Source organism: Pantoea sp. PSNIH1, assembly GCF_007680655.1.
Lineage (GTDB): Bacteria > Pseudomonadota > Gammaproteobacteria > Enterobacterales > Enterobacteriaceae > Pantoea > Pantoea eucrina.
The window spans coordinates 380,099-401,065 of sequence record NZ_VEIP01000001.1; the positions used below are offsets into that span (position 1 = coordinate 380,099).

Annotated in this window: 29 protein-coding genes; 14 read left to right on the forward strand and 15 right to left on the reverse strand. The window is 51.6% G+C overall.

Annotation, left to right across the window (positions count from 1 at the left end; genetic code table 11):
* Nucleotides 1-7 precede the first annotated feature (7 nt).
* The 4 genes from FS690_RS01700 to FS690_RS01715 all read right to left on the reverse strand — a co-directional run bounded on the left by FS690_RS01700 (nucleotide 8) and on the right by FS690_RS01715 (nucleotide 3,690).
* Nucleotides 8-1,486, reverse strand: a complete 1,479-nt coding sequence (locus tag FS690_RS01700; protein WP_145338987.1) for a glucosyltransferase domain-containing protein — start codon at nucleotides 1,484-1,486, stop codon at nucleotides 8-10.
* Complete coding sequence (locus FS690_RS01705; protein WP_145338988.1) at nucleotides 1,483-2,400, reverse strand: glycosyltransferase family 2 protein; 918 nt, start codon at nucleotides 2,398-2,400, stop codon at nucleotides 1,483-1,485. Before FS690_RS01705 ends, FS690_RS01700 begins: the two co-directional genes overlap by 4 nt.
* Nucleotides 2,397-2,759, reverse strand: a complete 363-nt coding sequence (locus tag FS690_RS01710; protein WP_094111336.1) for a GtrA family protein — start codon at nucleotides 2,757-2,759, stop codon at nucleotides 2,397-2,399. Before FS690_RS01710 ends, FS690_RS01705 begins: the two co-directional genes overlap by 4 nt.
* A gap of 604 nt (nucleotides 2,760-3,363) precedes the next feature.
* Nucleotides 3,364-3,690 carry a four-helix bundle copper-binding protein gene (locus FS690_RS01715; protein ID WP_145338989.1) on the reverse strand — a complete coding sequence of 109 codons (327 nt, stop codon included), beginning with the start codon at nucleotides 3,688-3,690 and terminating at the stop codon, nucleotides 3,364-3,366.
* A gap of 283 nt (nucleotides 3,691-3,973) precedes the next feature.
* On the opposite strand from FS690_RS01715, the gene umuD reads away from it, so the two are divergent.
* On the forward strand, nucleotides 3,974-4,396 hold the full coding sequence (gene umuD / locus FS690_RS01720; RefSeq protein ID WP_071668089.1) for a translesion error-prone DNA polymerase V autoproteolytic subunit: 423 nt from the start codon (nucleotides 3,974-3,976) through the stop codon (nucleotides 4,394-4,396).
* Nucleotides 4,397-5,659 carry a translesion error-prone DNA polymerase V subunit UmuC gene (gene umuC, locus FS690_RS01725; protein WP_104085131.1) on the forward strand — a complete coding sequence of 421 codons (1,263 nt, stop codon included), beginning with the start codon at nucleotides 4,397-4,399 and terminating at the stop codon, nucleotides 5,657-5,659.
* A 30-nt stretch (nucleotides 5,660-5,689) separates the two neighbouring features.
* On the opposite strand, the gene FS690_RS01730 is transcribed toward umuC, so the two are convergent.
* On the reverse strand, nucleotides 5,690-5,947 hold the full coding sequence (locus FS690_RS01730; protein ID WP_065649031.1) for a biofilm development regulator YmgB/AriR family protein: 258 nt from the start codon (nucleotides 5,945-5,947) through the stop codon (nucleotides 5,690-5,692).
* A gap of 394 nt (nucleotides 5,948-6,341) precedes the next feature.
* Here FS690_RS01730 and FS690_RS01735 point away from each other — a divergent pair, with 394 nt between their 5' ends.
* Nucleotides 6,342-6,653, forward strand: coding sequence for a hypothetical protein (locus tag FS690_RS01735; RefSeq protein WP_039385086.1), 312 nt, complete (start codon nucleotides 6,342-6,344; stop codon nucleotides 6,651-6,653).
* 48 nt (nucleotides 6,654-6,701) lie between these two features.
* Here the strand turns inward: FS690_RS01735 and FS690_RS01740 are convergent, their stop codons facing one another.
* The 3 genes from FS690_RS01740 to FS690_RS18300 all read right to left on the reverse strand — a co-directional run bounded on the left by FS690_RS01740 (nucleotide 6,702) and on the right by FS690_RS18300 (nucleotide 7,740).
* Complete coding sequence (locus FS690_RS01740) at nucleotides 6,702-7,094, reverse strand: YgiW/YdeI family stress tolerance OB fold protein (protein ID WP_094111339.1); 393 nt, start codon at nucleotides 7,092-7,094, stop codon at nucleotides 6,702-6,704.
* Between the two features lie 211 nt (nucleotides 7,095-7,305).
* Nucleotides 7,306-7,479: a hypothetical protein gene (locus FS690_RS18295; RefSeq protein ID WP_158086435.1), complete on the reverse strand. Its 174-nt coding sequence runs from the start codon at nucleotides 7,477-7,479 to the stop codon at nucleotides 7,306-7,308.
* A gap of 84 nt (nucleotides 7,480-7,563) precedes the next feature.
* Nucleotides 7,564-7,740 carry a hypothetical protein gene (locus tag FS690_RS18300; protein ID WP_158086436.1) on the reverse strand — a complete coding sequence of 59 codons (177 nt, stop codon included), beginning with the start codon at nucleotides 7,738-7,740 and terminating at the stop codon, nucleotides 7,564-7,566.
* A 978-nt stretch (nucleotides 7,741-8,718) separates the two neighbouring features.
* Between FS690_RS18300 and FS690_RS01745 the strand changes: the two genes are divergently transcribed.
* On the forward strand, nucleotides 8,719-8,907 hold the full coding sequence (locus FS690_RS01745) for a hypothetical protein (RefSeq protein ID WP_039385080.1): 189 nt from the start codon (nucleotides 8,719-8,721) through the stop codon (nucleotides 8,905-8,907).
* A 31-nt stretch (nucleotides 8,908-8,938) separates the two neighbouring features.
* On the opposite strand, the gene FS690_RS01750 is transcribed toward FS690_RS01745, so the two are convergent.
* Nucleotides 8,939-10,150, reverse strand: coding sequence for a diguanylate phosphodiesterase (locus tag FS690_RS01750; protein ID WP_071667952.1), 1,212 nt, complete (start codon nucleotides 10,148-10,150; stop codon nucleotides 8,939-8,941).
* Nucleotides 10,151-10,393: 243 nt separating this feature from the next.
* Here FS690_RS01750 and FS690_RS01755 point away from each other — a divergent pair, with 243 nt between their 5' ends.
* Nucleotides 10,394-10,639, forward strand: a complete 246-nt coding sequence (locus FS690_RS01755) for a hypothetical protein (RefSeq protein ID WP_108569587.1) — start codon at nucleotides 10,394-10,396, stop codon at nucleotides 10,637-10,639.
* 17 nt (nucleotides 10,640-10,656) lie between these two features.
* Here the strand turns inward: FS690_RS01755 and FS690_RS01760 are convergent, their stop codons facing one another.
* Nucleotides 10,657-11,313 (reverse strand): helix-turn-helix domain-containing protein, encoded by a 657-nt coding sequence (locus tag FS690_RS01760; protein WP_145338990.1) that lies wholly within the window; start codon nucleotides 11,311-11,313, stop codon nucleotides 10,657-10,659.
* Nucleotides 11,314-11,453: 140 nt separating this feature from the next.
* Between FS690_RS01760 and FS690_RS01765 the strand changes: the two genes are divergently transcribed.
* The 4 genes from FS690_RS01765 (at nucleotide 11,454) to FS690_RS01780 (ending at nucleotide 13,019) form a co-directional block, all read left to right on the forward strand.
* Nucleotides 11,454-11,843 (forward strand): hypothetical protein, encoded by a 390-nt coding sequence (locus FS690_RS01765; RefSeq protein WP_145338991.1) that lies wholly within the window; start codon nucleotides 11,454-11,456, stop codon nucleotides 11,841-11,843.
* Nucleotides 11,824-12,114, forward strand: coding sequence for a hypothetical protein (locus FS690_RS01770; protein WP_052246503.1), 291 nt, complete (start codon nucleotides 11,824-11,826; stop codon nucleotides 12,112-12,114). The genes FS690_RS01765 and FS690_RS01770 overlap by 20 nt, the downstream gene beginning before the upstream one ends.
* An 88-nt stretch (nucleotides 12,115-12,202) precedes the next feature.
* Nucleotides 12,203-12,607, forward strand: a complete 405-nt coding sequence (locus FS690_RS01775) for a hypothetical protein (RefSeq protein ID WP_104085128.1) — start codon at nucleotides 12,203-12,205, stop codon at nucleotides 12,605-12,607.
* Nucleotides 12,608-12,752: 145 nt separating this feature from the next.
* Nucleotides 12,753-13,019 carry a hypothetical protein gene (locus FS690_RS01780; protein WP_039385065.1) on the forward strand — a complete coding sequence of 89 codons (267 nt, stop codon included), beginning with the start codon at nucleotides 12,753-12,755 and terminating at the stop codon, nucleotides 13,017-13,019.
* A gap of 19 nt (nucleotides 13,020-13,038) precedes the next feature.
* Here FS690_RS01780 and FS690_RS01785 read toward each other — a convergent pair whose 3' ends face one another.
* Both FS690_RS01785 and FS690_RS01790 read right to left on the reverse strand, forming a co-directional pair.
* Nucleotides 13,039-13,278: a DinI-like family protein gene (locus FS690_RS01785; RefSeq protein ID WP_039385064.1), complete on the reverse strand. Its 240-nt coding sequence runs from the start codon at nucleotides 13,276-13,278 to the stop codon at nucleotides 13,039-13,041.
* Nucleotides 13,279-13,587: 309 nt separating this feature from the next.
* The gene (locus FS690_RS01790) at nucleotides 13,588-13,911 is read right to left on the reverse strand and encodes a DUF6388 family protein (RefSeq protein WP_039385062.1); all 324 of its coding nucleotides are present in this window, start codon (nucleotides 13,909-13,911) and stop codon (nucleotides 13,588-13,590) included.
* 147 nt (nucleotides 13,912-14,058) lie between these two features.
* Between FS690_RS01790 and yedD the strand changes: the two genes are divergently transcribed.
* Nucleotides 14,059-14,526 carry a lipoprotein YedD gene (yedD, locus tag FS690_RS01795; RefSeq protein ID WP_071667948.1) on the forward strand — a complete coding sequence of 156 codons (468 nt, stop codon included), beginning with the start codon at nucleotides 14,059-14,061 and terminating at the stop codon, nucleotides 14,524-14,526.
* A 40-nt stretch (nucleotides 14,527-14,566) separates the two neighbouring features.
* On the opposite strand, the gene fliT is transcribed toward yedD, so the two are convergent.
* Genes fliT through fliD form a run of 3 tightly spaced genes read right to left on the reverse strand, consistent with a single transcriptional unit; the run spans nucleotide 14,567 to nucleotide 16,756 of the window.
* Complete coding sequence (gene fliT / locus FS690_RS01800; protein WP_071667947.1) at nucleotides 14,567-14,920, reverse strand: flagella biosynthesis regulatory protein FliT; 354 nt, start codon at nucleotides 14,918-14,920, stop codon at nucleotides 14,567-14,569.
* A gap of 24 nt (nucleotides 14,921-14,944) precedes the next feature.
* A complete protein-coding gene (gene fliS, locus FS690_RS01805; protein ID WP_145338992.1) occupies nucleotides 14,945-15,325 on the reverse strand; it encodes a flagellar export chaperone FliS in 381 nt (126 codons plus the stop codon).
* A 9-nt stretch (nucleotides 15,326-15,334) separates the two neighbouring features.
* Nucleotides 15,335-16,756 carry a flagellar filament capping protein FliD gene (gene fliD / locus FS690_RS01810; RefSeq protein ID WP_145338993.1) on the reverse strand — a complete coding sequence of 474 codons (1,422 nt, stop codon included), beginning with the start codon at nucleotides 16,754-16,756 and terminating at the stop codon, nucleotides 15,335-15,337.
* Between the two features lie 335 nt (nucleotides 16,757-17,091).
* On the opposite strand from fliD, the gene FS690_RS01815 reads away from it, so the two are divergent.
* The 4 genes from FS690_RS01815 to fliZ all read left to right on the forward strand — a co-directional run bounded on the left by FS690_RS01815 (nucleotide 17,092) and on the right by fliZ (nucleotide 20,888).
* A complete protein-coding gene (locus tag FS690_RS01815; protein ID WP_145338994.1) occupies nucleotides 17,092-18,351 on the forward strand; it encodes a FliC/FljB family flagellin in 1,260 nt (419 codons plus the stop codon).
* Nucleotides 18,352-18,501: 150 nt separating this feature from the next.
* Nucleotides 18,502-19,473 carry an HNH endonuclease signature motif containing protein gene (locus tag FS690_RS01820; protein ID WP_145338995.1) on the forward strand — a complete coding sequence of 324 codons (972 nt, stop codon included), beginning with the start codon at nucleotides 18,502-18,504 and terminating at the stop codon, nucleotides 19,471-19,473.
* A 140-nt stretch (nucleotides 19,474-19,613) separates the two neighbouring features.
* Nucleotides 19,614-20,336, forward strand: coding sequence for an RNA polymerase sigma factor FliA (locus FS690_RS01825; RefSeq protein ID WP_039385048.1), 723 nt, complete (start codon nucleotides 19,614-19,616; stop codon nucleotides 20,334-20,336).
* A 48-nt stretch (nucleotides 20,337-20,384) separates the two neighbouring features.
* Nucleotides 20,385-20,888 (forward strand): flagella biosynthesis regulatory protein FliZ, encoded by a 504-nt coding sequence (gene fliZ, locus FS690_RS01830; RefSeq protein ID WP_039385047.1) that lies wholly within the window; start codon nucleotides 20,385-20,387, stop codon nucleotides 20,886-20,888.
* Nucleotides 20,889-20,967 lie beyond the last annotated feature (79 nt).

The following is a 20,967-nucleotide window of genomic DNA, read 5'->3' on the forward strand; positions in this document are numbered from 1 at the left end:
TTAAATCTTAGTCATCGCAAATTGATAGATTGGAATGAAGTATAACGTAATTTTGCATTGAGCTATTTATTATGCAGAACTCCTTTCTTTTAATAATGGTTGCATTGCTGTCTTCACTTGATTTTTTCGCCATTTTAATATCACTTGCTCGAGCAAAGGAGAAGTTTACTTTATCAAGGCCAATATTTGCCAAATACATAGAAGTTGTCCAGTCGTACATTTTATTCGATATGTATCTTATAATTGGATAAGATTTGATATTTACAATAGTTGATCTGCTATCAGCCATGGCTCCAATAAATGTTGTATCGGATAATTGCAGTATTGGAGCTTTACTTATCTCTAAATATATCAAGTCTGCTATTTTTTCATCCCTTTCGTTTTGCATTTTTATTGTGCTAGCCACAACAAAAGACGTTGTTACAGATATCATTATCATGATAAAAGCCATAATGTAACTGCTTTTAAATCTTGCATATATTATCAAAAAAAGTGCAAAAATAGAGCAGCCAAATGCAGTCAAAACTCTAGGGAGAATCAATGACTCAGCTAATAAAACGTTTGGAATTAATGGTGACACCACAAATATTGTGACTAATAGGATAGTTATTGTGACTCGTAATAAAAATGCTTTTTCTTTCCCTTTATGGGTTATGAAATACGTAGCTAACGAAACCAGTGTAGCAACTAGTATACCTACAAAAATTAAGTTAGTAAGATTGCCGTATGATTTGTTAAATAAATCAAAATATAGGTTAAGATTTTTTAATAGAGAAGAAGCTGGATCGCCTGTTGAAAAAATACTCTCCCCGCGATTTGTTTTTATAGTTAACTTTGTAATTATTGTTATATATAATGCCATTGACACTATAAATATAGCAAAGCCTCTGAAAAGAACCCATTCGCAAACACTATTTTCTTTCATTTTTTTATATAAATAAATAGATGCGAGTATAGTTGGGAAAGCCATTATGCTAGTCTGATATAAACATAAAGAGGCTATTGTCATCAATAAAGAGTAAATGTACCACCTCTTTTGCGACTGATAACAAATGCAAGCTCCCATTATGCAAAAATAAAGCGACATAACCATAGATAGACTATCGTAAGTATATGCCATGTTTTGCACGAAAAAAGGTGTTACATAACATAGTGAGCAAATTGTTAAGGTTATATATGTTGTTTTTTTAAAGGTAGTTTTACTTAAATGTAAAATTGAGTGAGCCATAAATAAGCAAGAAATTATTAATGGAAGCCTTCCTGCATTTACTACCATGCTTGTTGATTGAGAGAACGTATAGAATATCCAATCTGATAGCGGCCTTCCCAGCTGAGACCAGCCATTCCTCCCGGTCATGCTTCTAAAGGTATCATCAACATAATAGATTGATGAAAATACAAATGGCGACGCATATAACAAGCATATAATTAACGCAACAATGTATGAGTGACGTGTATTTAAATGCTCATTCATAAATTTACTCATTTTATTGCCTTGTCCTTCATAATGTATTTAGGTCTGGCCTTGGTCTCTATATAAATTCGCCCGATATATTCACCGAGAACTCCTATCCCAATAAGCTGCACGCCGCCAAGGAAAAGTATTGAGACCAGAATTGATGGATAACCTCTAACCGGATTACCAAATACGATAGTGTCAAATATCATCCATGCGCCATACAGAAATGATACTGCTGCAACAAACAATCCGATATAAGTCCACATACGCAGCGGGAAGGTTGAAAAGCTTGTAATGCCCTCCAGAGCCAGATTCCACAGCTTCCAGCCATTAAACTTTGATGTGCCGGCCACGCGCTCAGCCCGGGTGTATTCAACCACATCTACACGGCCGCCTACCCAGGACAGGATACCTTTCATAAACAGGTTGCGCTCCGGAAGGAGTTTGATGTGCTCGACCGTTTCACGCGACATGAGGCGGAAGTCACCAACATTCTCTTCAATCGTTGGCGAGCTGATTTTGTTATGCAGGCGATAGAACCACTCCGCTGTTTTCCGCTTCATATGCCCGTCTGTACTGCGATCTGCACGCTTCGCCAGTACCACATCAGCTCCTGCCTGCCAGCGCTCAATCAGCTGCGGAATGACATTGATCGGGTCTTGCAGGTCAACGTCGATTGGCACTACTGCATCACCGGTAGCGTGCTCAAGGCCTGCGAACAGTGCTGGTTCCTTGCCAAAGTTGCGCGTAAATGACAGCGCTTTAACCAGAGGATCTGACACCGCCAGGGCATTGATAATTGCCTCAGTTCCGTCTTTGCTCCCGTCATTAATAAACACGATTTCTATCTCATGCGCGGTGAGTTCCCGGCGTACTTCCTGATAGAAAATGGGTATCGCGTCTTCTTCATTAAAAACGGGGACTACAAGGGATATCTTCATTTTGCTTCCCTGAAAACGATGTATCGTGAATAGATGAAGCCACAGAACAGGCTTATGGCGGAGAAAACTACCAGGGTAACCAGCGGCGACAATCCCGACTTATCTGCCGCCCAGCCGACAGCAGAGGCCAGAGAGCCCATAAAGGCGACATAAATCATATAGCGAAGGGTTGTTGTCTCAGAGTTGAACGTCCAGCGGGCATTCGCAAAAAATGAGAACGTTACTGCCACGCAAAAGGCGCCAAAGTTAGCAAGCGACTGAGTAGCATCAGAGGTGCAGAGGATCAGATAAAAGACTGCCCAGTGGATAGCGGTGTTCAGTACGCCGATACTGAGATAGCGCGAAAATAGTTTGAGCATAACGTTTAGCTTAAGTTAAGAGTTGCACGATCTTATACATCGTGAAACAGACTGCAACCCTTTAGGAACAATCGCATAAAAAAAGCTTTGGTAACAGGGTAATCACAACAGCGCCACTAAGCGCGAACCATCAGGCCTGCCCCGTGGCTACTGCCTGCTGCACAGAAGCGTTGAAGCGCGTTAACTGACACTTCGCATCCAGAACGGTGAAACAGCTACTCAGGCCGGGCAGCATGAATCACCGCAGCCTGACAACAGAAAAGCGAAGGAGAGTGCGCCAGTAAATCTGGCCGTTGCACTGCAGAAAACAATCAGCGGGATATGATACGTATATAAGATAAACAGTGTCTATTCTTTCGATGTATAGAACAGCGTGATGTGACTTTTGTGGAAAGCAGGATAGCGAACAATTAAAAAATAATGTCTGCACATCTTAAAGCCAATAGCCTGTGCTGGACATGGATTTTAAAGCTGAGAGACACTTTCTTTCTGATTGCATAATAAAAAGCCTAACGTTACAGCTGTTGCTTCAGGAAAACAGAATACACTCTATATCGAAAACGTTCCCAAAACCCGCCGGTAAGCGGGTTTTCAGGCTTTGCGATTACGCGGCCATCTGACGGCACAGCTCTGCACAGTGATGACACGCTTTTGCGCATGCCTGGCAGTGATCGTGCTGATGCTGGCCGCACTCATCGCCGCATTTCTGGCAGATCTCTGCACAAAGCTGGCAGAGCGCGGGTGCAAATTCGCTCTTTAGCGTCATAAATTGTGCCGCGAGACGACAGATATTCGCGCACTCCATATCCATGCGGATGCACTCGCTCATCATCTCCAGGTGTTCCTCTTCAAGGCATGAAGCGGCACAGTTATCACAGGCGGCTGCACACAGGTAGCAGGCTTCGATGCACTGTTTGTATTGATCCGGCATATCTTCTCCTTAGTCATCAGGGTTACCTGTTAAGCCTGGAAAAAATATTCGATTATGCAAATTGTGAATACGTTAATAATTTTTTCAGCACTACGCTTATTTTATGATTCTGCCTGCGCGCCAGATAGCCAGCTGCGTGAACATTCATCGATTAACGCCTGTAATTCACTCAATTTGTCTTATCCGCTCAGGCTTTACAAAAACATCAGGCGTATTTGCTTGATCGTTTACGGGATCTGCTATTACTGTATTTATATACAGTAATCATTTTGAGACCATGGATATGGAGCTTTTACACCCGGCGGACATCCGCGCCATCCTTGAATTACCGCTTTACGTCAGCCGCGTTCCGTGCGGTTTTCCTTCACCGGCTCAGGATTACGTTGAGCAGCGAATCGACCTGAACCGGCTGCTGGTGCAGCATCCCAGCGCGACATATTTCATTAAGGTCAGCGGTGACTCAATGATTGAAGGGGGCATCAACGACGGCGATATGCTGGTAGTAGACAGCTCAATCAAAGCCGGACACGGTGATGTGGTAGTCGCTTCGGTCTGTGGTGAATTTACGGTTAAGCAGCTTATGCTGCGCCCGTTCCTGCATCTCAGGCCCATGAATGCGGCGCACGCGATCATTGTGATTGAGGACGCCGATCAGTTTGAGATTTTTGGTGTGGTCAGACACGCCATCAAGACGATAGGCCCGTAAATGTTTGCGCTGGTGGACGTTAACGCGTTCTATGCGTCGTGTGAAAAGATATTCCGGCCAGATTTGAAAGGCGAGCCGGTTGTGGTGCTGAGTAACAACGATGGTTGCGTGATCGCCCGGTCGGCTGAGGCCAGAAAGCTGGGCATCAAAATGGGCGCGCCCTATTTTAAAATGAAAGATGAACTGACGCGGCACAATGTGCGGGTGTTCAGCTCGAACTATGCGCTCTATGCCGATATGAGTGACCGGGTCATGACCACGCTTGAGGAGATGGCAACCGCTGTTGAAATCTACTCAATCGATGAAGCGTTCATGGACCTGACCGGTTTTGGACGTTATAAGTCGCTGGAAGCGTATGGCAGAGAGATCCAGCAGCGGATATACCGGGAAATGCATCTGCTGACCGGGGTGGGTATTGCCCAGACTAAAACGCTGGCAAAACTGGCTAACTATGCGGCCAAAAAGTGGACCAAAACCGGCGGGGTGGTGGATCTTTCAGATGCAGAGCGACAGCGCAAGCTTATGGCGCTGGTGCCGGTAGAGGAGGTGTGGGGCGTAGGCGGCCGGCTCAGTAAAAAGCTGAACGCCATGGGCGTGATGACGGCTAAAGATCTGGCTGACCAGAGTCCCTGGGTTATCCGCAGGCACTTCAGCGTGGTTCTGGAGCGCACAGTCAGGGAGCTGCGCGGTGAATCTTGTCTGGAGCTGGAAGCGTTAGCGCCTGGCAAACAGCAAATAGTGTGCTCGCGCTCTTTCGGCTCACGCATCACTGATTATCGCGATATGCGCGAGGCTGTCTGCAACTTTGCGGTGCGGGCCGCAGAGAAGCTGAGAACAGAGCGCCAGTACTGCCGGCAGATAGCGGTGTTTATCCGTACCAGTCCGCACGCCAGCGATGAGATATTTTACGGCAATCAGGCGCTCGGCAGGCTGGCGATCCCGACCAGCGACAGCCGGGATATTATCCGTGTCGCGACAGACGCCCTGGATCGTATCTGGCTGGATGGCCGGAGATATATGAAAGCGGGCGTGATGCTGGGCGATTTTTTCAGTCAGGGCGTGGCGCAGCTCAACCTGTTTGATGAGTTTCAGCCGCGTGCAAATAGCGCAGCCCTGATGCAGGTGATGGATAAGGTAAACCAGGAAGGCAGGGGGCAGCTGTGGTTTGCAGGGCAGGGAATCGCGAAACCCTGGGCGATGAAGCGGGAAATGCTGTCTCCGTTTTACACGACGCGCTATGGCGATCTGCCGGTCGCGAAATAACGTCCCTGTTCATTTATCCTGCGCTGGCTTTCAGTTGCCCATATCTTCGGGCGTACGCTGGATCACAATCTCCAGCGCGTTGCGGTAGATATCCTGCTTCACAATATCCTGTTCCGCCTCAAGCCGCATGATCAGTGCCAGAATGATATCTTTGTTAGTCACGCGGATTTTGCGCGTGGTCAGCTCAAGTCGGATTTCAGAGATGATGACGCGTTCACTCAGATACTGTTCACCGGTAGTTTTAAAATAGTCGCTGAGCTGAGACTCCGGGGTAGCAAGCTGTTTCATATTAAGCCTCACAAAAAAGGGGAAATCGCCTGTGTTATTGTCTGACAGTGGCAGCCATGCATGACCGCCGCGTTGCAATAAAGTTATACAAGATTTCTGTAGTTGTACAACTATCTCGCCGCTCTTTTGTGTGGTCGTACGTGTAGATGATATGCATCAAAACAGTTGCGCTATTTTTTAGAACGATCATTTCCTTTATAAGCAGCAGGTTAGCCGGGGGCGAAGCAAAACGCGCAGCCTTCACGCGAGCCGGGCTGAAAGAAAAATTTTACGAGCTGGTCACCAGGCAGGAGCAGGCAACGATTATGCGCCCATTTTATTTTGCTAAACGCAGCGCGAAATCTGCAAGTCAGGCTACTTTTAATGCTCAGACCAATAATCAACAGAGGTGCGCATGCACTCACAACAGGTCAGTATCAACGTGTACGCTTTGGCAATCCGTAAACTTGCTGCCGCTCACCAGACAGGGGAAGATCTTAGCGACGTAAAACATCAGGTCGATGCAGTTATTCAGGCGATGAAAGAGGAGATGGCCGTTGATAAAATGGTGCAAATCGAAATGTGGGGTGAGCTGCTGACGATCCTCGATAGCTGCAGCCGCAATACGGCTCATCCTTCGTGGATCACGGTTATCAACCACGCGCGTTACCGGGTCAAGAGCAGAAAAAACACCGCAGTACAGTATTACCGGCAAATCAGCGCCTGATAAAACACTGCCGATCGCGACGATCGGCAGTTACTTTTCAGCCTGGTATCAGGGTTCATCAATGCGGGCGACTTTCAGGTGCGCGCTGTCGCCTTTGCCATAAACTTTGCCGCTGACGCGGATTTTGTCCGTGGCGTCATAGGTTTTACCTTTGAAGGTTTCAGCAGGAGCATCGATACGTACGGTGCCTGAGCTGTCGCGGAACTGATAGCTGTGATCGCCCACTTTTTTGATAATGTAACCTTCAAGCGTTACATACCCGCCCTGACGGAAATCGCGGATCAGCGACACGCGCGTCTGACCGGTATCTTCCGATCCTTTATAGCCTGCATCTTCTTTATGCTGCGGCGGTGGCGTTTCACCCGCTTCAAATCCCCCTTTTTCAGCGTAAGCGCCAAAGCTCAGACACAGCATTACAGCAGCCCATGTAGTTTTGTTCATGTCACTCTCCTTGAAGTCAATCGACCCGTTAAGCCTGGCACAGGTTTCGCCAGGGAGCAGGGGCGCAGTGAAATTAATAGAGCAGCAGAACAAAAGGTATACAGCAGAGGGGGAAGCGTTATAGGGCTGCTTTTGCGCGGCCATAAAAAAGCCAGACCGGGTGCTGGCTTTTTTATGGCGCTGAGCAGCCGTCTGGTTATGCTCAGAGCGTTCAGGTCAGCGAGAGCCGGTTACTGATAACCCGATAACCTGAACTGGCAAATGCATCAGCATCGAGCGGCTCATTTTTGCCTGGCCCAAACCATTGCCGTTTATGCTCTCCCGCGTAATACCACACTTCCGGTTCCGTTGTGGCTGACTCCACCCAGTAATAGCCTTCCTGCATCGTCTTATCCTCCTGCGAGGAATATAGTCCAGCTGCGCTGCGCTTAACAGCATTGCGCGCCGTTCTGCACAGAAAAATGTGCCGTCAGCGCTCTTCAGGAGGCGTCAGTTTCTCGCTGAGAAGAACAAAGCCCGCGGATTTAAAGCGCGCCAGAGAGAGAGGTATCGGCTCCATCGGCCGGTAAAAGCCGCGCCCCGCATCCCAGAACCATACTTCTGGCTCAGTTGTTCTGCTACCCACCCAGTAAAAACCCGTTTCCATTAGTGCTCTCCAGAAATGAATGAAGGCACGCCTTCTTAAATTTCCGCAAAATGATGTATCAGGTAAAGTCGATAATCAATCTTGTTTACCGCTTCGCTTATTTTACAACTTACCTTTTGAGGCGCCGAATATCCTCTGCCTCTGCGCAACATACGTATCTGCATTAATCGAAACCGGGCTCCTGTTCATTATAAATCTGAATTTCATTTATCAGGCACGGCACAGCAGAAACCTGTCATCCGGCTTTTATGGCCACTTGCATAGGCTGCCCGATTAACGGCAACGCAGCACCAGAACAGCGCGAACGTTATCTGGCAGACCTGAATTTAACGGCCGAAATCGATTTCACACTTTACACAAAGTCAGGCTAAGTTGTACAGTTTTTCAAAGTTGTACAGGTTTGCACTGGCTGTATAGAAGCGTCTGGCATCCTGCTTCTCTCAGCAAAAATGTATTGCCTTTCGTCTTATTTTTATACAAAAGAGAATGCTCTGCGCAGAGTAAGCTCATGACGGGCAGAACAAATTCGGGCTTTTTGAAAACAGATGGGTTTAAAATAAAAATACAGGGTCTCATCCGACCACATAAAATGTCAAAATATAACTTATACAGATAGAAGATGACTGTATAAGTTAGAGGGTCAGGCGTGACGCTATCTCAGACGCCTTGTTATCGTGCGGGCTCAGCCTGAGCAGGGCGCTGAACCAGTAAATAAGCGATGAAGATAAATAATTAACAGCGTAATAATTTACGAAGAGCTGCAGGAATAAAACGTTGCAGGGTTGAAGGTAATTTATAACAGCCTATTACCGCAGCAGATTATCCTCTGCGCTTTAAAATTAAATCTATTTTGCAGATAGCTGGCAGGACGACGAGCAGAGTATCAATATATCCCGTCCGGAGTGACAGCTGCTACACTTAACGATGTCGCGAACGGCGGCAGTGAATGTCAGTTCTGCAACAGAGGCGAGCAGGCTTATGAAAGATGGATATTACTGGGTGAAAGATGGCGAGCGCTATCCGGAGGTATGGTTCTATCAGCGGCAGTTTGGCTGGTTTCGTCCCTGCAGCGCGGTGCCGATGACGCAGCGCACCTTTGAAATGATGAAATATGTCATTCTGAGCGAGCCGCTTGATGCGCCTGCAAAGCAGCTGCAGGCGCAGTGAATTGTTGCCAGAGATGCACTTCAGACTGAGGCTATCTGATTTCAGGCCACGCAATTGACGGGAATCCATTCAGCGCCGGTCGCGCAAACAGGTAGCCCTGGAACTGATTAATACCGGCTGCCTCAAGCCACATCCACTCTTCCGCTTTTTCCACGCCCTCGGCAACCACGGCAATTTCCAGTGAGGCGCAGCATTTAATAATCGCGTGGACGATTGCCTGTTTTGGTCCGCTTTTATGGACGTCGCAGATAATTTCACGATCGATTTTTATTTTATCAGGCTGAAACTTTGCCAGCAGGGAGAGGCCGGCAAAGCCGGCACCGAAATCATCCAGTGCCAGACTGATACCGGCAGCTTTTAACTTCCGCACTTCTGCCGTGAACGCATCAGCGCGCGAAATAATTTCATTCTCCGTGACTTCAACCACGATCTGTTCAGGAATAAGGCCGCTGGCGTGGATCTCTGCGAGCAGAAAATCTACGGCATCAGGCACGGTGACCAGCGACATCGGCAGCAGATTGATGGTGAGCGTATGCTGCCCCAGGCCGAGTTTGCTGGCGAGATTGAAGGCCAGGCTTTTTGACTGAATATCTGCCCGGTAAATAGCATCACCGCCGAAAGCAGCAAAATACTCTTCCGGCGCACCGCCGGTAGGCGTGCGGATTAGCGCTTCATAGGCAGCAATACGGCGTGAAAAGGGATCAACAATAGGCTGGAAAGCAAAGCGGCAATCCTGAATCGAGTGCTGAAAATCGTTCAGCTCACACAGCGTCGACTCATCCGCGACAAACTCCCACGTGTTCGCCGGTGGAATTTCAAAATAGTTCTCTTTTTCACGCGCCTCAACAAAGGTGCGTAAAAACTGCAGCGCACGATCGTCGTAGGTCAGCTGGTGACGCGAGGTGCCTTTATCCAGTACGGCCTGCAGCACGCGGCTTCTCTCATGCTGACGCAGATCAAACAGCTCCATACCGGTATTACCAAAGCGGCGCGCCGGCGCGAAATCATGCATCAGCTCGACCAGATTATGATGACGGGCATCCTGGCGAATACGATCGTAAATATGTCTGACAGCGCGATCGGGTCCTTCCAGAAGCTGAAAGAAATGCCGGCCGTCAAATAACAGAATGCCGGTGATGTCCGACAGCGCATTTTTGGTGTTTGCGCGGGCCACGATATCTTCAAGAACTCTGACGGGAACGTGTTCATCGAGATGGCTGCGGTAAAGAATAGTGGTCAGCATGCAATTGTCCTGCCGGAACGTTATTTAAGCTCTTACATTAACCGTCGAACGGGCCGGGATGTCCAGCACACAGAGGCTAAATCAGCATAATATTTACCGATTTATCTGATAAGCGTAGCGGTAAAGCAGGGGGTCAATTCAATTTATCAATCGGTCGAAATGAATCTGCATTAACGATAAATTTTTTCGATTGAATGGATTAACAAAAGGCGTATCTTAAGCCGCTTTAGCCGGAGGAATAAAATGTTACGTGATTACCTGAAACTGGAAGCAGAAGATCGTCTTGTTGAGCAGGATAAACAGGCAGCCCGGGGCGATCGGGAAGCCATTACCCGCTGGCAGATCACAGACAGCCAGGGCAGGGCAAAAGGGAGCGTCGTGCTGAGCGACAAATTCAACACCCGCCGCTCATGGAACGTGAACTACCGTATTACCCAGATGGATGCATCCGGCCGCATCGTTATCGATCGCCTGACCGATACGCTGTAGCGGGCCGGTGCGGGGTTTTACTGGCCGCCAGCGTGATAGTGCCGGCGCATTTCAGCCAGTACGCCGATAATCTGCACCTCATGTTTGTCCGTGCTGAGTACGGGATAATCTTCATTCACCGGGCGCAATAAAAAATTCTCTTCATTCTGCGAAGGGGAACGCACGCGCAGCGTTCTGACCAGCGCCTGCCCGGCATACAGCGCCAGCACCACCTCACCGGGCGCTGCAGAGCGTTGTGGTTCGAATATCAGCAGATCGCCGGGCAGAAAAGCTGGCTGCATGGAACGATCGTCCAGCTGAACGGCGACGGCGCTGTCGCTTACCGCACTGTCACAGTAGAGAAAGCGATCGGCTTCCCGCTGCAGCTGCAGGCGGGTTTCATCCAGCCAGCCGGTAACCTGCTGCAGTGTCAGCAGCGGCACAGCCCGCACGCTGCTGTGGCTGCTGACAACCGCAAAGGGTTCCCCCTCACCATCAAACAGCCATGCCGCCGGGCACTGCAGCAGCTCTGCCAGCCGGAGCAGATGCTCGCCACGCGGCAGCGTCTCATTTTTTTCCCATTGTGAAATAGCCACGTGCGAGACGCCGACGTCTGCCGCCAGCTGCTGCTGGGTCAGTTTCAGCATTTTACGGCGTTCGCGAATGCGCTGGCCTGGCGTTTCCTGATTTTTCATCTTGACAACTCCTGAAAGGTTTACTTAAGTATACTTAAATTAAATGATTAAAGTAAACTTAAAATACACTGATCGTATGACTGGCAAGGGGAGGTCAGTGTATTCCGGGCGGAGCCCTTGCCAGTACTGAGAGGTAAGGCATGGAGAGTAGTCTCATCACCAGCGTTGGCGCACTGCTTCTCGGCGGTGGTGCAGCAGCGGTGTTCTGGAAACCATTACTGGCCGGGATTGCAACCATCGTAACCAGCAATCGTGCAGGCGGGGAGATTATCACCAGTTACAAAGAGCAGGTGATGTTACTGAAAGAGAGTCATGCGCTGATGCGGCAAGAGAATGATGAGTTGCGCATTCGTCACGATCGCAATTTGCGTCGCATCTCTTCGCTGGAGACCGATCTGCGCCTGATAAAAAATGCGCTGAGCATTTTGCTGGCAACTACTGAGACCGATCACAGCGATAAATTTCGCAGTCAGATCAATCAACTGATTACCACGCTTGAGGAGAACCGTGATGGTGCAGATAAACAGTGAATTCACGATCAGAAATCACCGGCGTCAGCTGCTGCTGGGGGGAATGATGCTGCTGTTATCGCTGATATGCATTGCCATGACCGCGATGTTTATCTACGTCAGCAATGAAGCCAACCAGCGCGTCGAAAATATCCGGGAAGAGTACCGGCAAATCTCTGACCGCCGCGAAGCGCGGGTGGCCGAACTGACAGAACAGCTGGCAGACCTGCAGCTAAAAATTGACGGAATAGTGGTGCGTGAAAAGGCCAGACCGGCTAAACGCAGCAGCTAGCAGCAGGGAGGCAGTGATGAGTATTACCCGTCAGATCGCGGTATGGCTACGGCAGCGGCGATCGTTAACCCGAAAGAAGGAGAGTACCATGAGCGAACAACAGAGCGTTAACCCGGCAGCAGCAGCGGATCCACACGATGTTTCTCCGCTGGAGAACTTTGCTAACGAGACGGCACCGGCCAGCCCGGCGGTAACGGAAGATGTGGCGACGAGCGCAGAGGCGGCCGCGACACCAGAGGAGAGCGTACCGGCTGATGCAACACCACAGCCTGTGGCAGACGATCCCCTGACAACGGCATCCGCCAGCGCTGATGCTGCACCGGCAGAGGTGGCAGCACCTGCTCAGACAGCGGGTGCGTCACCGGCCGCGGCGGCGCTGGATGCCGGGGTGAAAGATTTTGTCCAGGCGTTTACGTTTGTTGAACACGGCGTGAGCCAGCTGGGGGAGGCAGCCAAAGCGGAACTGATGACGCTGGCGCGCAAATACCTCTGATGCGCAGCCATCTGTACTGACAGGGATGTCAGCCCCGGCCTGAAACCCACTTCCGACTATTCTTAATGCGGCTTCGCTATTATCGACTATCTTTAATCACTCAGACGTTATTTTAACGGGCAAAACAAGCAAAAAGGAAAATAGCATGAGCGATTCAGAAGCGATTAAAACCAAACCTGAGTACCTGCGCGATGTTACCTCACAGCTTAAAGAGATGCGTCACTACGCGCAGACCAACACTGAAACGCTCTCTGCACACTGGCTGGCGTTTGATGCCGGCGAGTACAAAGATAAAGAGTATGCAGGGCGATTTGAGCAGCTGATCAATGAGCAGAGTAAACTGCTGGAGAATATTGACCAGACTATTCAGGATTTAGAGATTGCGGTTAACCATATTGAGCAGGAGAGCTAACCGCACACGGCAGGGTGGCCTAGTCGGCCACCAGCCACATATCCGCCTCATCAAACATCTCTTCGACAATGCGCGCAACGGTCGCTTTATCGTTTTTGCTTAAATCGGTATCGATTCCGTTGCGCTCCATCGGTTTTACCCGCACTTCAGCCTCCGGAAACACGCGCTGTACCCGCTTTTCGAGCTCAGCCTGAATCATCTCGCGCGCGCCGGGCAGGCCAGCGACATTACGCTTGTCATAAATCAGCTCTACAAACATCAGAACCATCCATCAAATAAGGTCAGGGCATTATATTACTGTAAATAAAAACAGTAGCAAGGGGCGCAGGCGGCACAGAAGGGAAAAAAGTGTACGCGCCGGTGAATCAGAAAGAGGTGCCGGAAAAAGTAGGGAAAAAAATGAACCTCTGGAAGTGGAAAACCAGCACCACTTCCAGAGGTGGCGCACACGCACCATTCGTTAAGGGACAATCCTTGACGGTTGTCATGCTGCGTAACTTATACAAAAAAAATCCTTTGTACAACTATTTTCTGTGTGTTGTACAACTTTGCGCGCTGCCGTGCAGCGCTATAGCTCATTCTTTATACAAAACTCTTCCCACGTCATACCCAGCGCCTCAGCGTGCGTCTTCAGATAGGCTTCAATCGCCTCTGCGGCAACCGCTTTATCCGGCTCGGCGAGCTGAATAGAGAACAGAATACCATCCAGTTTTTTCTGCCGGATAAAGGCCGCGTAAATCCGTTCGGCATGCCAGTCGCGCAGTTCACGCAGTGACATATTCGCCGCGCGGGCGTCGCTTTCGCTCAGCTCATCCAGCGCGGCCTGAAAGGTGGGGTGGGCGGTGAAAAACAGGCTGCGCGCCAGGCTATAGTACTCTTCAGGGGTTTTCATGCTCGGTTCCGGGTCGTTAACTCGGCGCATAGTGTAACTGCAACCTGCCGCGTTGTCAGGCGCGCCGGGTTTTGCTGCAGACTGCTTGCCTTACGCCTGAGAAAAATTATACCGTAGCCGCCATTAACGCGAGGACAGGGAATCAAAATGAAAAAGTGGATCGTGCTGGCCGCCGTCGCACTCAGCGGGTGTGCGCAGATTAACAGCTACAGTGATGCGGTAAAAACCCCGGCGCCGGCCGCGCTGCAGGGCAACTGGCAGACCGTCGGGCCGCAGAGCAAGCTGATCAGCGGCCAGGCGCTGGGCAGTCTGATTATCACCGCCGACGGCGATACGCTCGATTGCCGCCAGTGGCAGCGCGTCATTGCCAAACCGGGCAAGCTGACCCGCCTGAGCGACAACTGGGTCAACGTCAATCGCCAGTCGCGCGTGATGCCGCTGGTGCTGGAAAACGGTGAGCTGCAGTATGATGGCCTGCGCCTGCGCAAAGTGGAACAGCCTACCGTGGAGTGCCAGCAGGCGCTGGAAGAGGTAGCGAAGCGGCCCGATGAGGCGGTGATTCAGGATATTGAGCCAGAGCTGATGAAACCGGTTGCGGCGCATACCGCGCAGTAATGCAGTAAGAGACCCTCTCCCGGCGGGAGAGGGCAGGTATTCAGGCCTGCGGCAGCCAGACGTCACCCTGCTGACCGTAAGCGCGCATCACCGACTTCTGTACTGAGGACTGGCTGACCAGCCGCGTCAGCTCATCCATCCGCGCCTGCAGCAGGCGTTTAACTTCGCTCTCATTATCCAGAATATGACGCAGGACCGGACGCAGCTGCTCCTGCAGCTGGCCTGACGGCGGCGTGGTTTCCGTACTCTGCGCCAGACGCTCCACCGCACTGACGTAATCCATTTCGTGAGTAATTAAATCGTCCCACTCGCCGCGGCTGGCGTGGCGCAGCATGCCGTGGCTGAGGGTGAGGATCTGCTGATAAGCCAGCATCAGGTGCGGTGCAGTATTCATAACATAGCGTCCTAAGAATTAAGATTAAGCGACTTCTTTCCAGGCATCAGCGATATTGCGCAGCAGCGTTTCAACCTCTTCCAGCGCTGCCACGTCATTACGGATGTTTGCCTCAACCAGACGGCGGACCATATAGGAGTAAAGGCCGATAAGGTTCAGCGTCAGCTCATCGCCTGAGGCTTCATCCAGACCCTGTTTCAGGCCCGCTTCGATAATATTGATCGCTTTCGAGATAGCGCTGCCTTTGCCCGGGATGTTGCCATCCTGCATAAACAGACGCGCGCGCACCACGGCGCTGATGGCGCCATCAAACAGCAGCGTCATCAGCTGCGGTGAGGTGGCGCTCATTACGGCGCTCTCAACGCCAATTTTTGCATAGGCCTGCGTGCCATTTGCCCCGTACATGGTCACTCCTTATTTGTTCGAGCTGCTGGTCATGTTGTCAAACTGCTGCGTCAGGTAGTCGCTGGTGCTGTTGAGCTTGCTGACGGCGAGATCCAGCTGGGTAAACTGGGTTTTGTAGCGCGCTACTAAATCGTCAATACGTGTGTTCATGTCGTTATATTTCTGCGTCAGCTCATTCAGCGTTTTGCTGACGCCATCTTTGGCGCTCTGGATTGGCCCTTTACTTGAGAGCCAGGTCGTAAGATTACCGGCCAGGCGCGTGGTAATGCCGGTTTTTTTCCCGTCGCCAACGATCATCTCTTTGATACCGTCCGGATCTTTCGCCAGCTCAGTTTTCAGCTTGCTGTCATCCAGCGTCAGCTTGCCGGAGGTGGGATCGGAGGTAATACCAATCTGCGCCAGCGTTTTATAGGCGGAGGAGCTGGCGGAGTTAGTCAGCAGTCCCTTAATCTGCGTCTGAATGCTGCGCAGGGTGCTGTCGCCGACCAGCGCGCCGTTGCTGGCGTCCTGCGCGTCAGCGCCTTTCTCCACCGCGGTATATTTGGTCAGGGTACTGAACTGATCGAGCAGCGTGTTATAGGCGTTAACAAAGTTAGTCACTGCAGTGGTGGCTTTGGACGTGTCCTGCGCCACGGTGAGCGTCTGGCTGCCGCTGGTGGTCGCGGTCAGATTCAGCGAGATCCCCTCCAGCGCGTCGCTGATGCTGTTGCTGCTGCTGGTGATCGGAATATTGTTCACGGTGAGCTGCGCATTCTGCGCCGCGACGCTGACGCTGAGCTTGTTATTCGCTGCGATATCATTGTGATCAAAGCCGACAATTGCCTGCAGCGTGTCGTCGCCGCTGACGCTGACCGCCGACACGGCGTTTGCCTCACCGGTTTTGGTCGCGGTCAGCGACAGGCGGTATTCGCCCTCGTTGCTCTTAATAATGCTGGCAGAGACGCCGGCGTTCGCTTTATTAATCGCATCGCGCATGCCGGTGAGCGAGGTCTGGTCGCTGGTGAGCGCAATACCTTTGCTGCTGCCGTCGGCAAGTTTGATGGTCAGGGTGCGGCTGGCGGCGCTGTCGCCGAGCGCGCTGCTGTTGCTGCTCTGCGCCGATGACGTCAGCGTCTGCGCCTGCGCCAGCTGCGTCACGTTGATACTGTATTTACCCGCCACTACGCTGCCGGAGGTGGTGGCGCTGAACGCCGTGCTGCTGCTGGTTGCGGTGGTGGCGCTGAAGACATCGGCGCTGTTGAGCGCGCTGTTAGCGGTCTGGAACGCGGTCAGCGCGCCTGAGAGCGTGCCGTAGGCGCTGAGCTTCGCGGTATAGGCGCTCTGCTGGGTGCTAATCGGCTTTAAGCTCGCTTTTTCTGCAGTGGTTAAGCTATCGAGAATATCGCTAAGCTTTAGGCCTGAGCCGACGCCGAGAGAAGAGATGCTGGCCATATAGTTTCCTTTTCCTGTCGCTGCAAAGAGTGAATAGCGCAATTATCGGCGTCAACGCGGCAAAGTTTAGAATTAATAACCAGTGAGTGATAAATGGAATAGAGGGGCGTAACGGAGGTAATTCGGACGGTAAAAAAAGTTAAGCGGGGCTAAAGAAGCGCAGGCGGCTGGCGATAACCAGAAGCATGGCAGGTGAAGCGAAAAAAATTCATCCGGTCCTAAAAAAAATCTAAAGGTTGTTCAGGGGCAGACGATAACAACTTTGACGGCGATGAAGCCGACGGGTTGAAGCCCACACCTTAACCGAAAGACTTGATTAAACAGGAAACTTTATCATGGCCCAGGTCATTAACACTAACAGCCTCTCGCTGATCACTCAGAACAACATCAACAAAAACCAGTCTGCTCTCTCTTCTTCTATGGAGCGTCTGTCATCTGGTCTGCGTATTAACAGCGCGAAAGATGACGCAGCAGGCCAGGCTATCGCTAACCGTTTTCAGTCCAACATCAAAGGTCTGACTCAGGCAGCCCGTAACGCCAACGACGGTATCTCAGCCGCGCAGACCACTGAAGGCGCGCTGTCTGAAATCAACAACAACTTACAGCGTATCCGTGAGCTGACCGTGCAGGCGCAGAACGGCACCAACTCCGATTCTGATAAATCATCTATCCAGGACGAAATTAAATCGCGTCTGGATGAAATTGACCGCGTATCGCAGCAGACCCAGTTCAACGGCGTAAACGTGCTGGCTAAAGATGGCAACATGAAAATTCAGGTGGGCGCTAACGATGGCCAGACTATCTCAATCGACCTGAAGAAAATTGACTCAAACACGCTGAAATTAGACAACTTCAACGTGACTAACATGGCAACTACCGTTAAGAATGGTTCCACTGGAAATGTACAGATCGCGGTTGCAAGTGCCACAGCTAACGATTCGAATGGTACTCCAGAAACTGTAACCGGTTTGGCAAAAAATTCTAACGGTGATTATTTCGCAACTACCAGCTCAGGTACTTACGCAGCAACCGTAGATAATAAAACCGGTACTATCAGCTTCGATTCAACTGGCACTAAATTAACTCCAACCGGTACTACTGCGGTTACCACTGTTGGTAAAGATCTGACCCTTGATACTTCTGCTGTTGATGCTGCCAATAAATCATTGGTTACTTATAAAGATGAAGCAGGTAATGACAATTATCTGGTCCAGACCACTGATGCTAATGGAGATTCAACGTACGAAGCAGCAACAATTAATGCAACTACAGGCGCAGTAACTGCTGGCGCATCTGTTGCTACACCTGCTAATTTTAATGCTAATCCATTGGCTAAACTGGATTCTGCCATTGCTGATATCGACAAGTTCCGTTCTTCACTGGGTGCAGTACAGAACCGTCTTAACTCAGCGGTAACTAACCTGAGCAACACCACCACTAACCTGACTGCTGCTCAGTCCCGTATCCAGGATGCGGACTACGCAACTGAAGTGTCAAACATGTCTAAAGCGCAGATCGTTCAGCAGGCGGGTAACTCCGTGCTGGCGAAAGCGAACCAGGTTCCACAGCAGGTTCTCTCTCTGCTGCAGGGCTAATCGCTCTCCGCGTAAGCATCAAAACCCCGCTCCGGCGGGGTTTTTTTTGCCTGTAAAACCGCAGCTGTCTGCTACAGCCTGCCGCCGCGCGGCCGATAATCTGTTAGAACCATTCCGCTATAGGTCACGTTTTCCACTCAGGGAGGGGCGATGCGCTTCAACTACGATCTGTTACCGGGTGAGCTGCTCTCGTTTGAGGAGATCGCGCTGCGTTATGCGCAGCAGCATCCCGGCGAGAAGGCGCTTACCGCACGCGGCCTGCTGAGTCCCCCGGTGAGCTATCGGCAGCTGGCGATCCGCGCGCTGTTTGCGCAGCAGGCGCTGAACAGCCCGCTTGAGGAACTGCTGTTTATCAGCGATGACAACGAGCACAAAAATTATCTGCGCCGCTTTGAGCACTACCTGAAAACGCAGCAGGCGTTTCTCTATTTTCGCCGCAGCGATGACGTGAGCCAGGCCGGGCGCTGGAAAGTGATGGGCGAGAGCCGGGTCTATGCGATGCTCGATCCGCACTCGGCGGCGGCGCAGAACCTGCTCACCAGCCGGGGCTACCGGCTGGTGCTGATGCGTCAGCAGGAGGAGGAGGCGTACTGGCAGCTGTTTGACGCGCAGGCGCACCCCTGTTTCCCGCTGTCGCGCGCGGTGCAGTTTATCGTGGTGCTGAGCACGCCGCAGCAGCCGGCACCCGCCGCCGTGATACCCGGCACCGAAGTCGGGCGGCGGGTGAAAACCCGCGTGCTGCAGCACGCCAGCCAGGCGGCGTTTCTGGCGGCGGTGAAAGCGCGCTACGGCGCCTGCGTCATCACCGGCACGCCGCTCACTGAACCACACGGCTGGCCGTGGGTGGAGGCGTGCCATATCAACACCGACGAGAGCGATGCGGGGCTGCTGGCGGATAACAGCGTCGATAACGGCCTGTTTTTACGCAGCGATCTGCAGCGCCTGTTCCGCAATAAACTGATTAGCATTGATGGTGAAACCGGGCAGGTGATGCTCAGCGCGGCGCTGGAGAGTGAAGCGGCGGACGGTTTCGCTTATCAGCCGCTGGCGGGCAAAATCTGCGCGCTGTGGCCCGCGGTGCCGCCTGCCACAAGGCAGCGGTTGCAGCAGCGCAACAGATAGCGTTCGCAACGGCGGTGCCCGCCACCGCCATCCATCACTAATTTGAAATAACCTCGCTTTTGCCCGCCTATTCTGCCAATCGAAACCGCTACAGAATTGGATAATCATGCCGATAACTTAATTAACGCAGGGTAGTCAACGTGAACGATCTCTATACCGCCGGCGGCGTGATGGATAAACATTCGCTCTGGCAGCGCTACGTTCCCCTCGTGCGGCATGAAGCGCTGCGTCTGCAGGTGCGCCTGCCGGCCAGCGTGGAGCTTGACGATCTGTTGCAGGCTGGGGGCATCGGACTGCTGAATGCCGTGGAGCGCTACGACGCGCTGCAGGGCACCGCCTTTACCACCTACGCCGTGCAGCGTATTCGCGGCGCCATGCTGGACGAACTGCGCAGCCGCGACTGGGCACCGCGCAGCGTGCGGCGCAACGCGCGCGAAGTAGCCGGTGCCATGCACCAGGTGGAGCAGGCGCTCGGCCGCTCAGCCTCGGAGCAGGAGGTGGCGCAGCAGCTGAACGTGTCGCTGGAGGAGTACCGGCAGATCCTGCTGGATACCAACAATAGCCAGCTCTTCTCCTATGACGAGTATCGGGAAGAGCACGGTGACAGCGCAGAGCTGGTGACAGAGGGCCATGAAGAGGCGAATCCGCTGCATCAGCTGATGGAAGGGAATCTGCGTGAACGCGTGATTGACGCAATCGAGGCGCTGCCCGAACGCGAAAAGCTCGTGCTCACACTGTACTACCAGGAAGAACTGAACCTGAAAGAGATTGGCGCGGTGCTGGAGGTGGGAGAATCCCGCGTCAGTCAGCTGCACAGTCAGGCGATTAAACGCCTGCGTGCCCGGTTAGCGGGAGCGCGCTGACAGACTCAGTCCTGGGGAAACAAAAATAAAAAAACCGGGGACTCAGCGATGGGAGCCAAAATTAAAGTCAGGCCATTAAGTCGTTATCTTAAAGACTATAAACATAGCCAAAGCAACTGTTCACACTGTGGCAAAGTATTAGATCGTATGGCGCTGGTGTTTCGTGGCCAGATCATCAATAAAGAGGCGATAGCCCGCATGGACCAGATGATTGACGATCAGGTCTGGACGAAGCTGCAGCCCGAACTGACAGCGCTATGCCGTTTCTGCAGCGATATTTTTTGTAATACCCATCCGAACTACTTCGACATCATGGCGTTTAAACAGTATCTGTTTGAACAGACCGAGATGAACCACAGTACGATTCGGGAGTATGTGGTGCGCCTGCGTCGACTTGATGACATGCTGAAAGCGAGAAATTTCCCGGCAGAAAATCTATCCGGCAACAGCTGGCATGAGTGTCTGCAGCACGATCTGCCCGATGCCGGTAATAACAACTACCGTATTGCGCTGCGTAAATACGATCAGTTCCTCGGCTGGCAGCGCGGCTGATCAATGATTAATGTCCGCTGCGGCGATCTGTGCCGCAGCGGGCTGCTGCTACCCCGCAATTCCGGATGCGCCTCAGCGC